Origin of the sequence: Mesorhizobium sp. M0663 (assembly GCF_040320585.1) — a bacterium.
Lineage (GTDB): Bacteria > Pseudomonadota > Alphaproteobacteria > Rhizobiales > Rhizobiaceae > Mesorhizobium.
The window spans coordinates 226,910-239,445 of sequence record NZ_JAMYPX010000003.1 but is presented as its reverse complement, the minus strand read 5'-3'; the positions used below and the strand labels follow the sequence as shown (position 1 = coordinate 239,445).

The following is a 12,536-nucleotide window of genomic DNA, read 5'->3' as shown; positions in this document are numbered from 1 at the left end:
CATGAACTATCAGCGGTTTTTCGAGGAAGCGATCGACCAGCTCCATGCGGAGCGTCGCTACCGCGTCTTCGCCGACCTTGAGCGTATTGTCGGGAAATTCCCGCGCGCCATCTGGCGCGCCAATGGCCGCGCCGAGGAAATCACCGTCTGGTGCTCCAACGACTATCTCGGCATGGGCCAGCATCCCGACGTCATTGCCGCGTTCCAGAAGGCGGCAGGCAAGATGGGGTCGGGGGCCGGCGGCACCCGCAACATCTCCGGCACCAGCAACCCGCTGGTCGAGCTCGAACTGGAGCTGGCCGACCTGCACGACAAGGAAGCCGCACTGGTTTTCACCTCCGGCTTCGTTTCCAACGAGGCGTCGATCTCGACCATTGCAAAGCTGCTTCCCAATTGCCTGATCATCTCGGACGAGCTCAACCACGCTTCGATGATCGAGGGCGTGCGGCGCTCGGGCGCCGAGAAGAAGATCTTCCGCCATAACGACGTCGCGCATCTCGAAAGCCTGCTGCAGACGGCCGGCCGCGAGCGCGCCAAGCTGATTGTCTTCGAGAGCGTCTATTCGATGGACGGCGACATCGCGCCGATCAAGCAGATCGTCGACCTCGCCGAGCGCTACAACGCCATGACCTACATCGACGAGGTCCACGCCGTCGGCATGTACGGGCCGCGCGGCGGCGGCATCACCGAGCGCGAAGGGCTGGCCGACCGCATCGACATCATCGAGGGCACACTGGCCAAGGCGTTCGGCACGCTTGGCGGCTACATCGCCGGCAACACTGCGGTGATCGACGCGGTGCGCTCCTATGCGCCGGGCTTCATCTTCACCACGGCGTTGCCGCCGGCGATCGCTGCCGCGGCAACCACCTCGATCCGCCATCTCAAGCGCTCGCAGGCCGAGCGCGACGCGCAGCTGCGTCAGGCGACACGGACCAAGCAAGTGCTGGCCGCGGCCGGCCTGCCGGTGATGGAGTCGCCTACCCACATCGTGCCCCTTCTGGTCGGCGATCCCGAGCTCTGCAAGATGGCCAGCGACCGCCTGCTCGGTGTGCACGGCATCTACATCCAGCCGATCAACTACCCGACAGTGCCGCGCGGCACCGAGCGGCTGCGCATCACGCCTACACCGTTCCATTCGGACGCGTTGATTGCGTCCCTGCAGGACGCGCTGGTCGAGACATGGGATGCGTTGGGGATTCCCTACGGTTCGGCGGGCCGACCGTCGGTCGCCAAGAGCGACCGCGTCATTCCGCTGCTGGTGCCGAAGTCGGGCGGCTGAAGGTCGTTTAAAACTCTACGCCGAGAACCATTTGGTCGTCAGAGCGAAGTCGCTCAGACAGTCTTCATCCATTTCGCCAGCCTATTTGCCGCTTCCTCGAGCTGGTCGAGGCGGCGGTGGAAGCACAGCCTGAGGAAGGCTTCGCCGCCGGGGCCGAAGGCGGTGCCGGGAGCCAGGCCGACATTGGCGCGGTCGACCATGTCGAAGGCGGCAGCGCGGGAATCGGAGATGCCGTCGACCGCGAAGAACAGATAGAATGCGCCCTGCGGCACGGTGAACCGCGCCCTGCCGGTTTCGGCGAGAATGCCGCACACCAGGTCGCGCGCCGCCCTCGCCCGCTCCACCTGCTCGACGATGAAGGCGTCGCCTTCGTCGAGGGCGACGACGGCGCCGCGCTGCATGAACTGCGCAACGCCGGAAGTCGAATACTGGACCAGGTTCTCGAACACCTGCTGCAAGGCGGGATGGATCTTGATCCAGCCGATGCGCCAGCCGGTCATCGCCCAGTTCTTGGAAAAGGAATTGACGAACAGGATGCGATCCTCATCGGCCATGATGTCGATGAAGGACGGCGCGCGGCCATGGCCGTAATGAAACAGCGAATAGATCTCGTCGGCGATGATCCACAGGCCCCTTTCACGGGCAAGGTCGAGGATCGCCTGCAGCGTCTCCTTGTCGGCGGTCCAGCCGGTCGGGTTGGACGGCGTGTTGACGAACAGCGCCTTGGTCCGCGGAGTGATCGCCGCTGCGATCTTGTCGACATCGCAAGACCAGCCATTGCCCGACTGGTCGAGCGTGACGGCGACCGGCACGGCGCCCGCGACGCCGGCGGCGGCGGCGAAGTTCGGCCATGCCGGCGATAGGTAGACGAGTTCGTCGCCCTTGCCGGCCACCGCATCGATGGCCATCTGGATGGCGTGCATGCCGGAGCCGGTGACGATGAATTCCTCGTTGGCGAAAGTCTTGCCGAAATGCCTGGTGTAGTAGCGGGCGAGCGCCTGCCTGAGTTCGGGAATGCCCCGCTGCCAGGTGTAGAAGGTCTCGCCGCCGGCGAGTGCCTTGGCGGCTGCATCGGTGATGAAGGCAGGCGTCGGCAGGTCGCCCTCGCCGGCCCAGAGCGGGATCATGCCGGCGCGGCCGCGGCCGCGGTTCATGACGGCGACAATGCCGCTTTCAGGCGCCGCCCGCGCTTCGGCGCGCAGAGTATCGATCAGGGTCATGGATGGGTCCGTTTTCGTTTGCTCGACTGCTAGCGTGTTTCAGGGCGGACGAAAACAGAAAACCCCGGTCGCTTGCGGCCGGGGTTTTGGTCCAGGGAATCTGTCTTCGAACTATTTCCTGGCGAGGAGATCGCGAATTTCGGTGAGGAGGGCGACGTCGGCCGGTGGCGGAGCGGCCGGCGCAGCTGGCTTCTCACGCTCTAGCCGTTTGCGCAGATTGTTCACCGCCTTGACCATCAGGAAGATGATGAAGGCGAGAATGAGAAAATTCAGTGCCACGGTGATGAAGCTGCCGTAGGCGAAGACCGCGCCCTGTTTCTTTGCCTCAGCCAGCGATGTGGCGTTAACGGCCGAGGACAAGGGCAGAAAGTAGTTGTTGAAGTCCAATCCGCCCAAAATCGCCCCGATGACCGGCATGATGATGTCGTCGACCAGCGAGGTGACGATCTTGCCGAAGGCAGCGCCAATGATGACGGCGACGGCCAGGTCCATCACATTGCCCCTGGAAATGAATTCCTGAAATTCTTTCAGCATTCGACGCCTCCTTGTCCTGACCGGCCGTGCTGCCGTCCACCCTTCGGCATCGACCGGCGGGCAGAATAGCAAAAACCTGCGGTTGCAACAGGATCAAAAGCTGGTTTCAGCCGGTCACGATTGCCCGACGCAGCCGATATAATACGCCGAAAGCCGCGATGGACTTGATCGCCAAGCTGTGATTGCGTCTGGAAGGCCGGATGAAAAAACCGGCGCAGGGAGGAAGTTCGAGGCGTGCAGGGCTGGTTCATCGTCATCATCGCGATCGCCTATGTGACGTTGCTGTTTGCTATCGCCAGCCTGGGCGACCGGCGCTCGACGTCATCGGGGCCTGGCCGCGCCCGGCCCTTCATCTATGCGCTCAGCCTCGCCATCTACTGCACCTCCTGGACTTTCTTCGGCTCGGTCGGGCTGTCCTCCGAGCGCGGCCTGGAGTTCCTCGGCATCTATATCGGGCCTGTTCTGGTGTTCGTGTTCGGCTTTCCGCTGCTGCAGCGCATCGTCAGGCTGGCCAAGACCGAGAAGATCACCTCGATCGCCGACTTTCTCGGTGCCCGCTACGGCAAGAGCTTCGCTGTTGCGGCGATCGCTACGCTGATCGCGACCATCGGCGCCGTGCCCTACATCGCGCTGCAATTGAAGGCGATCTCCGGCTCGGTCAGCCTGATGGTCGAGCACTATACCGGCTCGCCGCCGTCGTTCGATCCGTTCGTCAGCGACATCTCGCTGGTCGTTGCCATGCTGCTGGCGCTGTTTGCGGTGCTGTTCGGCACGCGCCATGCCGATGCCACCGAGCACCAGGACGGGCTGGTGCTGGCTGTGGCGGTCGAGACCGTGGTCAAGCTCGCCGCCTTCCTGGCGATCGGCCTGATGGTCACGTTCCTGATCTTCGGCGGGCCAGGCGATATGTTCGACCAGCTCGCCGAAAACACGCAGGTGCGCCAGGCGATGGGCTACAACACCTCGCTCGCTACCTGGCTGGTGCTGACATGCCTGAGCGGCTTTGCCATCCTCATGCTGCCGCGCCAGTTCTACGTCACCATCGTCGAAAACCGCAGCGAGGCCGAGCTGCGCACCGCGACATGGGTGTTTCCGCTCTATCTGGTGGCAATCAACCTGTTCGTGCTGCCGATCGCATTGGCCGGCCTGGAACTGGTCGGCCCCAGGACCAGCAGCGACCTTTACGTGCTGTCGCTGCCGCTGTTCAGCGGCCACGACGTGCTGGCCATGGCCGCCTTCATCGGCGGGCTGTCGGCGGCGACCGCAATGGTGATCGTCGAAAGCGTCGCGCTGTCGATCATGATCTCCAACGACCTGGTCATTCCGCTGTTCGTGCGCCGGCTGCTGCGGACCACGACATCCGAGAACGAGGACTGGTCGACGCTCATCCTCAATGTACGGCGGGCGGCGATCTTCATCATGCTGTTCATCGCCTTTCTCTACTACCGCGAGAGCACCAACAGCGCGCGGCTGTCCTCGATCGGCCTGATGTCGTTCGCCGCGATCGCGCAGTTCGCGCCGGCAATGATCGGCGGCCTGGTCTGGCGCGGCGCCAACGGAAGGGGTGCCGCACTTGGCATGGTCGCCGGCATCGTCGTCTGGAGCTATACGCTGCTGCTTCCCTCGCTCGTCGCGCCTGATACCGGCATCCTCGTCCACGGCCTGTTCGGCTTCGATGCATTGCGGCCGCAGGCTCTTTTCGGCACCGTCGCCGAGCCGCTGAACCATGGCGTGCTGTGGAGCCTGTCGATCAACACGCTCTTTTTTATGTTCGGCTCGCTGTCGCGCGCCTCTGTGCCGCTGGAACGCATCCAGGCGTCGATCTTCGTGCCGCGCGAAGCGGGTCCTCTGCCCAGCCTGCGCCGCTTCCGCACCACCATTACCGTCAACGACCTCAAGGACACGATCGCGCGCTATCTCGGTGTCGAACGGACCGAGCGGTCCTTTCAGTCGTTCGAAAAGAGCAGCGGCACTTCACTGCTCGGCAACGAACAGGCCAGCATGGATGTCATCCGCTTCTCCGAGCAGCTTCTGGCCAGTGCCGTCGGCTCATCCTCGGCGCGGCTGATCCTGTCGCTGCTGCTGCGCCGCAACGACCGCGAATCCAAGGACGCCTTCCGCCTGCTCGACGACGCCACCGAGGCGCTGCAGCACAATCGCGATCTGCTGCAGATCGCACTCGACCAGATGGAACAGGGCATCACTGTCTTCGACCGGGATTTCCGGTTGATTTGCTGGAACCGCCAGTACCGGGCGCTGTTCGACCTGCCCGACGAGATGGGCCAGGTCGGCGTCTCGCTCGATCGTATCCTGCGCCATCTCGCCGAGCGCGGCGACATACCGGCCGACCAACGCGTCACCATGCTCAACCGCCTGACCAGCTTCGTCAGCCCGTGGCAGATGGAACTGAAGACAAGCGGGCGCATCCTGGAATTGCGCTCCAATCCGATGCCGGACGGCGGCATCGTCGCCACCTACGCCGACATTTCCGGACGTGTCGAGCAGGATCTGGCGCTGAAGCGCGCGAACGAATCCCTGGAACAGCGAGTGAAGAGCCGCACCGCCGAGCTCACCCGCGTCAATGAGGAGCTGGCGCAGGCGCAGATGCTGGCCGAGGAGGCCAATCTCGGCAAGACCCGCTTCCTCGCTGCCGCCGGCCACGACATCCTGCAGCCGCTGAACGCCGCCCGCCTCTATTGCTCGTCGCTGATCGAGAAGACCGGCAAGGGACCTGCCGGCAAGGCGGCGATGAACATCGAATCGTCGCTGGAATCGGTCGAGACCATCCTCGGCGCGGTGCTCGACATTTCGCGCCTCGATGCCGGCGCGATGAAGCCGGACGATACGAGCTTCGGCCTCGACGGGCTGCTGCGCCAGATCGGCAACGACTTCCGGCCGCTTGCCGCCGAAAAGAAGCTCGAACTCTCGATCATGCCGTCGTCGCTCAGCGTCATGACGGACCGCAATCTGCTGCGCCGGCTGATCCAGAACCTGGTTTCCAACGCCATCAAGTATACGCGCCGTGGCCGCATCCTGGTCGGCGCGCGGCGGCGCGGCGAACTGGCCGAGATCCAGGTTATCGACACCGGCATCGGCATTGCCGGCGACCAGCTGAACACCGTGTTTCGCGAATTCACCCGGCTGGACGAGGGCGCACGCGAGGCGGAAGGCCTCGGCCTTGGGCTCTCCATTGTCGACCGCATCGCCCGCGTCCTGCGCCTCGAAATCCGGATCTTCTCCAACCCAGGCAAGGGCACACGCTTTTCCGTGTTGCTGCCGGTGGTGGCCGTGCAGGCACCGCGGCGCGAGGCCGAGGCGAAGCCGCCTGCCCGTGCCGCGGCCTCGCTTGCCGGGCTCCATGTGCTCTGCATCGACAACGACGCCCGCATCCTCGACGGCATGCGGCTGCTGCTCGAGGGCTGGGGCTGCAGCGTCGACACGCTTTCCGGCGCGGAGGATCTCGACAGATCCGGCATGCATCGGCCGGACATCGTGCTTGCCGACTATCATCTCGACGACAAGACCGGCCTCGAATTGATCGCCCAGTTGCGTGCGATCCATGGCGAGGACCTGCCGGCCGTGCTGGTCACCGCCGACCGCTCCAGCGAGGTTCGCGCCGCTGCCGGCAGGCTCGACGTGCCGGTGATCAGCAAACCACTGAAACCGGCGATGCTGCGCTCGATGATGGCCAGGGTCAGGCCGCTGGCGCCGGCGGCCGAATAGGAATCAGCCGGCCGTCTGCAGCGGGTCGCTGCCGATTTTGGACAAAAGGATCACCGCCTGCGTGCGGCTGTCGACGCCGAGCTTCTGCAGGATAGCCGAGACATGCGCTTTGATCGTCGCTTCGGAGACCCCGAGCTCATAGGCGATCTGCTTGTTGAGCAGTCCCTCAGCCAGCATGCCGAGCACGCGCGTCTGCTGTGGGGTCAGCGCCTGCAGCCGCTTGATCAGGTCGGAAATCTCGGGATCGCGCTCGACGCCGAGATCGACCCCGGCGGGTGCCGCGATATCACCTGCGAGCACCGACTGCACCGCATTGCGGATCTCCTCCATGCTGGCCGATTTGGAGATGAAGCCGGAGGCGCCGAGATCGAGCGCGCGCCGGATCGTCACCGGATCGTCATGCGCCGAGACCACCATCATCGGCACCGCCGGATGGATGCCGCGCAACGAAATCAGGCCGGAAAGACCGCTTGCCCCCGGCATCGAGAGATCGAGCAGCACCAGATCGACATCCTCGTTGGCCAGGACCAGCGCCTTGGCGCTTTCGAAATCGCCAGCCTCGTGAATGGCGGCAACATCTCCGATGCCCGCGAGTGCCTCCCTCAATGCACCGCGAAAAAGCGGGTGATCATCGGCAATGACGAATGTGTAGCCCAACGGTGATATCCCTCCCCGAATCCCGTTGGCGATTTTCCGCCTTGCAGGATCTGAACGATCATAACACTACGCCTGCTGTTCGGGTGGGCGGCTTGCTATTCCCGCCCCAGGTCTTTTTGCGAATTGCCTAGGTCTTTTGCGAATTGGGCTTGGCGCTGTCTTCGTCCTTGTCCATGTCCTTGACGATATCCATGAAGCTGCGCAGGAAGCGCTCCATGTAGCCCATCGTCTTGTTGAAATCCTCCTCGCTGGGCAAAGTCGATTCGAAACGCGCGGCAAGCGAATTTTCGAGCTTGGCGACGCGTTCGTCGAGCGCCTTCACCGAATTTTGCAGCCGGTCGACCTCATCTTGTAGGGCGGCACGTTCGTCGGCCGCCGTCTTGCAGACGAGCTGGCCGGAGCGTTCCTCGCAGAGCGACATGGCGCCGGTTTGCGTATCCATGCGGACATAGCCATTGGCCGATTTCTCCAACCGGTAGCGATCGGCTTCCTCGGAAAAGGCCGACGCCGCGACAAGCGACACCAGTGCTGCGGGGATCAAGACGTGTTTCAGACGCATGTTTTCCTCCATGAGCCAGTCAGCGCAATCTATCACAGTTTGCGCCTGAAATGGGGACGAACCTGAAATGGGGAAGAACACGGGCCTGCCCTTCCCCGCGTGGTCGGTTCGGACTATAGCGCAACCATGTCCGAGATCATCTACAAGATAGTTCCCGAGGTGCTGTGGCGCGAGGCTGAAAGAGAAGGCCGCTTCACCGGCGCGCCTATCGACGCCGCCGACGGCTTCATCCATTTTTCCACCGCCGGGCAGGTTCGGGAAACGGCGGCCAAACATTTCGCCGGCCAAAGCCGGTTGCTGCTGGTCGCCGTCGATAGCGCGCGCCTCGGCGATGCGCTGAAATATGAGGTCTCGCGCGGCGGCGCCCTGTTCCCGCATCTCTATGGCGGGCTCGGCCTCGATGCGGTCGTTTCGGTGCAGGCATTGCCGCTCGGCGCTGACGGCCGGCATGAATTCCCGGCGCTGGAGGCCGAATGAGCGCGTTCGACCGGATCGGCCAGAAACTGCTGTTCACGCTCGATCCGGAAACCGCGCATGGGCTGTCGATTGCCGCGCTGAGATGCGGGCTGCCGGTCGCCGGTCGTCCGCCGCAGGACAACAGGTTAAAGGTTAGCCGTTGCGGGCTCGATTTCCCGAACCCGCTCGGCATGGCCGCGGGTTACGACAAGAATGCCGAAGTGCCGGACGCGCTGCTCGGCCTCGGCTTCGGCTTCGCCGAGGTCGGCACGATCACGCCGCTGCCGCAGACGGGCAATCCGAAGCCGCGCATCTTCCGGCTGCCTTCGGACGGGGCAGTGATCAACCGGCTGGGCTTCAACAATGAAGGCCACGCCGCCGCAGAGAAGCGTCTTGCCGCCCGAAAAGGCCGCCCCGGCATCGTCGGCATCAACATCGGCGCCAACAAGGACAGCGCCGACCGCGTCAGTGATTATGAGCGCGGCGTGATCCGGTTCGCGCGATACGCCGGCTATCTGACAATCAATATCTCCTCGCCGAACACGCCGGGCCTGCGCAACATGCAGGCGCGCGAACAGCTTGGCGAGCTCCTGTCGCGGGTCATGGCCGCGCGTGCGGCGGCACCGGCAAAACCGCCCGTGTTCCTCAAGATCGCGCCGGATCTGGTCGAGGTCGAGCTTGAGGACATCGCCGCCGAGATCAGCGACAAGCAAGTGGACGGCGTCATCGTCTCCAACACAACGATCGCGCGAGCCGGCCTGAGCAGCGCCGGCCTTGCCGGCGAGACCGGCGGGCTTTCGGGGAAACCCTTGTTCGAGCGCTCGACTATCGTGCTGGCAAGGATGCGAAAACTGCTTGGCCCGGACCGCGCGATCATCGGCGTCGGCGGCGTTGATTCCGCCGAGACGGCGCTGGAAAAGATCCGCGCCGGCGCCGATCTCGTCCAGCTCTATACCGGCATGATCTATGCTGGGCCTGCGCTGCCGGGGCGTATTCTTTCCGGCATGGTCCGTTTCATGGACAGTCAACGGCTGAAGTCGCTGCGCGAGCTTCGCGACAGCCGCCTCGATCAATGGGCGGTGAAACCGCTTTAGCGATCAGCCAAAGGCGGTGCGCACCCGCAGCCGCAACATGGCGAGCAGGCTGAAGCCGCGCACCAGCAGGAAGACATGCAACGCCCACAGGCCGTGATTGCCGAAGGCCGGCGCCAGGATCAGCAGCGCGGCGCTGAACGCCAGGAATGACAACAGCATCATGTTGCGCATGTCGCGCGACCATGTTGCGCCGATGAAGACACCGTCCATCTGGAAAGCCAGCACGCCGCTGAGCGCGGTGAACGCCGCCCAGGGCAGGTAGATGTCGGCAATGGCGCGGACGTCCGTCGAGGTTGTGATCAGGGCGACGAGATCGGTGCCCTCCAGCAGGAAGAAGAGCGTCGCCGCGCCCGCCAGCCCGAGCCCCCAAAGCAGCGTTAGCCGCACCGCCTGGTTAAAGGCGGTGGCGGCGCGCGCTCCGATGGCGCGGCCGGCGAGCTGCTCGGCGGCTGTGGCGAAACCATCGAGGAAATAGCCGGCAACCAGGAAGAGGTTCATCAGCACGGCGTTGGCGGCCAGCGTCAGCGTGCCGAACTGCGCGCCTTGGCGCGTGAACAGCGCAAAGGCGGCGAGCAGCGAAAAGGAGCGGATCATGATATCGCGATTGAGCGACATCATGCGCAGGAATGCCGGCAAATCGAGGACGCGGTGGCGCGGCAGCCTGGGCGCCGCCCAAAAGCGCCGGCCGACAATGGCGAGACCAAGCAGCATGGCGACGAATTCGCCGGTGACCGTTGCCCAGGCAACGCCGGCAACGCCCCAGCCGAGCTCCAGGCCAAGCAGGAAGCAGAGGGCGATGTTGATGCCGTTCAGTATCAACTGCAGCATCAGCCCGAGCCCGCCCTCGCCGCGCCCAAGCACGTAACCGAGGATGGCGTAATTGATCAGCGAGAACGGTGCTGCGAGCATCCTGATGCGGATATAGACGTCCATCGCCGCGCTGACGCGCGGTTCGGCGCCTATGAACCATTGCCCGGCGGTGGAGACCAGCGGCGCAAGCGCGGCAAGCACGACGCCGGCGACGACCGCGATCAGCACGGCGCGCCAGAACACCGCCTGCTCCTCCAGCGCATCGCCGCGCCCGAAGGCCTGGGCGACGAGGCCGGTGGTGCCGGAGCGCAGGAAGTTGAAGGTGGTGAAAACGACGTCGAAGATCAGGGCGCCGGCCGCCAGGCCGCCGAGAAGGGCGGCGTCGCCGAACTGCCCAACCACAGCCGTGTCGACAATTCCGAGCAACGGCGTCGTCAGATAGGCAAGCGTCATCGGCACGGCGATGGCGAGCACCGAGCGGTTGGTGACGACGAAGGCCCTGGCTTCGGTGGCGTGGACTTCGGTGGGTAAAGCCTGCTCCAAACGCGTGTTGCTTCCTGTTGCGGCTTGATCGGCTAGCCGATGTGCCCCAGTTTGCGGACCTCGCGCAACCATCCACCCCGCTATGGTCAACCGAAACCCGCCTCTGGCGCACCGTCCGTCCCATGCCCTTGCAGATCGTTCATCATCCCGACTACGACGCCGGCTTCGCCGTCAACCACCGCTTCCCGATGAGCAAATATCCGCTGCTGATGGATGCCTTGCGGGCACGCGGCCTGGCGCAGCCCGAAGCGCTCAACATGCCGGAGGCGGCGCGGCCATCATGGCTGAAGCTTGCCCACGCGGTCGACTATGTCGACCAGGTGCTTGCCTGCGAAGTGCCGGTGGCGATCGAGCGCGAGATCGGCTTTCCCGTGGGACCGCGGGTTTCGCTGAGGGCGCAGCTCGCAACGGCCGGCACGGTGCTGGCAGCGCGGCTGGCGTTGCTGAACGGCATCGCCTGCAACACCGCCGGCGGCAGCCATCATGCACGGCGCGCGCAAGGCGCCGGCTTCTGCACCTTCAACGACGTAGCCGTTGCCGCGCTGGTGCTGCTCGCCGAAGCTGCTGTCCAAAACATCCTGGTCGTCGACCTCGACGTGCATCAGGGCGACGGCACGGCGGATATCCTGAACGACGAGCCGCGCGTGTTTACCTTCTCCATGCATGGCGACCGCAACTACCCCGCGCGCAAGATCGCCTCCGATCTCGATGTCGCCCTGCCCGACGGCGCCGGCGATGCAGCCTATCTGGAGCGGCTGGACGCCATCCTGCCGGAGCTGTCGGCGCGAAGGCGCTGGGACCTCGTCTTCTACAATGCCGGCGTCGATGTCCATGTCGAGGACCGGCTCGGCAGGTTGTCGCTCACGGATGACGGGCTGCGCGCCCGCGACGATATGGTGATCCGCCATTTCCGCACGCTTGGCATACCGGTTTGCGGCGTTATCGGCGGAGGCTATTCGACGGATGTCGCAGCACTTGCTGCACGGCACGCCATCCTGTTCGAGGTGGCGGCGGGCTACGCCTGAAAATTCACTTCCGGTAGTTAGCGATCCTGAGCAGGATGAAGGCCGGCACGACGATCGCGGCACCGAGCAGGATGTAGCCGAGAAAGCGGTCGATGGCGTGGAAGCCCAAATTCCACAGGTCGATGAAGAATTTGCGAATGCCATAAAGCACATCCATCGGCGACCAGCCGAAGGCATTCATGACCAGCCCGACGAGGAACGACACCACAAGCAGCTTCAGGATCACCCGGAGCGGCGTATCGCCGAGAAAGCGGTTCAGTGCGGACAAGCCTGTCTCCACAGTCGGGTGCCGCGATTCGGGCACATGCCTAGAAATACGCAGTTGATAGCCCTGCATCAAGCCGAGCCCTCAAACCGGATTGCGCATCGGCGCCGGGCCATGATATCGGAGGAACCAGCGCGGGTATGATGTAATGGTAGCTTGTCAGCTTCCCAAGCTGAACGCGCGGGTTCGATTCCCGCTACCCGCTCCAGCTTTTGCCCCCGGTGCATTGCACTTGTTCTGGCCAAGCTGAAAACCAGCGGATTTATAGGCAGTTTTACAGCCCGGCTGGCCGTCTTTCATCTGTTTGGCCGATGTGCCAGTTTGTGGAATATCTCACATTGAGGGTCGGCGGGGCCTCGAATGACCCCAAC

The 12,536-nt window shown here is 64.2% G+C and carries 11 protein-coding genes and 1 tRNA gene; 6 read left to right on the top strand and 6 right to left on the bottom strand.

The annotated features are described in order from the left end of the window. Position 1: 1 nt before the first annotated feature. Positions 2-1,279: a 5-aminolevulinate synthase gene (gene hemA / locus NKI54_RS07560; protein WP_352448656.1), complete on the top strand. Its 1,278-nt coding sequence runs from the start codon at positions 2-4 to the stop codon at positions 1,277-1,279. A 53-nt stretch (positions 1,280-1,332) separates the two neighbouring features. Here hemA and NKI54_RS07555 read toward each other — a convergent pair whose 3' ends face one another. Together NKI54_RS07555 and mscL are read right to left on the bottom strand one after the other, a co-directional pair. Then, the gene (locus NKI54_RS07555) at positions 1,333-2,499 is read right to left on the bottom strand and encodes a pyridoxal phosphate-dependent aminotransferase (RefSeq protein WP_352691054.1); all 1,167 of its coding nucleotides are present in this window, start codon (positions 2,497-2,499) and stop codon (positions 1,333-1,335) included. Positions 2,500-2,610: 111 nt separating this feature from the next. Further along, positions 2,611-3,033 carry a large conductance mechanosensitive channel protein MscL gene (gene mscL, locus NKI54_RS07550; protein ID WP_352635705.1) on the bottom strand — a complete coding sequence of 141 codons (423 nt, stop codon included), beginning with the start codon at positions 3,031-3,033 and terminating at the stop codon, positions 2,611-2,613. 234 nt (positions 3,034-3,267) lie between these two features. Here mscL and NKI54_RS07545 point away from each other — a divergent pair, with 234 nt between their 5' ends. Then, positions 3,268-6,756, top strand: a complete 3,489-nt coding sequence (locus NKI54_RS07545) for a PAS domain-containing hybrid sensor histidine kinase/response regulator (protein ID WP_352635707.1) — start codon at positions 3,268-3,270, stop codon at positions 6,754-6,756. 3 nt (positions 6,757-6,759) lie between these two features. On the opposite strand, the gene NKI54_RS07540 is transcribed toward NKI54_RS07545, so the two are convergent. Continuing rightward, positions 6,760-7,422, bottom strand: a complete 663-nt coding sequence (locus NKI54_RS07540; protein WP_473556440.1) for a response regulator — start codon at positions 7,420-7,422, stop codon at positions 6,760-6,762. A gap of 118 nt (positions 7,423-7,540) precedes the next feature. Next, entirely contained in the window at positions 7,541-7,972 is a 432-nt protein-coding gene (locus tag NKI54_RS07535; RefSeq protein ID WP_352448652.1) for a hypothetical protein, read from the bottom strand. Positions 7,973-8,098: 126 nt separating this feature from the next. On the opposite strand from NKI54_RS07535, the gene NKI54_RS07530 reads away from it, so the two are divergent. Further along, positions 8,099-8,449, top strand: a complete 351-nt coding sequence (locus NKI54_RS07530) for a DUF952 domain-containing protein (protein WP_352635709.1) — start codon at positions 8,099-8,101, stop codon at positions 8,447-8,449. Next, positions 8,446-9,522, top strand: coding sequence for a quinone-dependent dihydroorotate dehydrogenase (locus NKI54_RS07525; RefSeq protein WP_352635711.1), 1,077 nt, complete (start codon positions 8,446-8,448; stop codon positions 9,520-9,522). Before NKI54_RS07530 ends, NKI54_RS07525 begins: the two co-directional genes overlap by 4 nt. Before the next feature lie 3 nt (positions 9,523-9,525). On the opposite strand, the gene NKI54_RS07520 is transcribed toward NKI54_RS07525, so the two are convergent. Beyond that, positions 9,526-10,947, bottom strand: coding sequence for an MATE family efflux transporter (locus NKI54_RS07520; protein WP_352635857.1), 1,422 nt, complete (start codon positions 10,945-10,947; stop codon positions 9,526-9,528). A gap of 50 nt (positions 10,948-10,997) precedes the next feature. On the opposite strand from NKI54_RS07520, the gene NKI54_RS07515 reads away from it, so the two are divergent. Continuing rightward, positions 10,998-11,900, top strand: coding sequence for a histone deacetylase family protein (locus tag NKI54_RS07515; RefSeq protein WP_352635713.1), 903 nt, complete (start codon positions 10,998-11,000; stop codon positions 11,898-11,900). A 4-nt stretch (positions 11,901-11,904) separates the two neighbouring features. On the opposite strand, the gene NKI54_RS07510 is transcribed toward NKI54_RS07515, so the two are convergent. Then, entirely contained in the window at positions 11,905-12,168 is a 264-nt protein-coding gene (locus tag NKI54_RS07510) for a DUF6460 domain-containing protein (protein WP_023677362.1), read from the bottom strand. A 131-nt stretch (positions 12,169-12,299) separates the two neighbouring features. On the opposite strand from NKI54_RS07510, the gene NKI54_RS07505 reads away from it, so the two are divergent. Continuing rightward, positions 12,300-12,373, top strand: a tRNA-Gly gene (locus NKI54_RS07505). Positions 12,374-12,536: the final 163 nt, after the last annotated feature.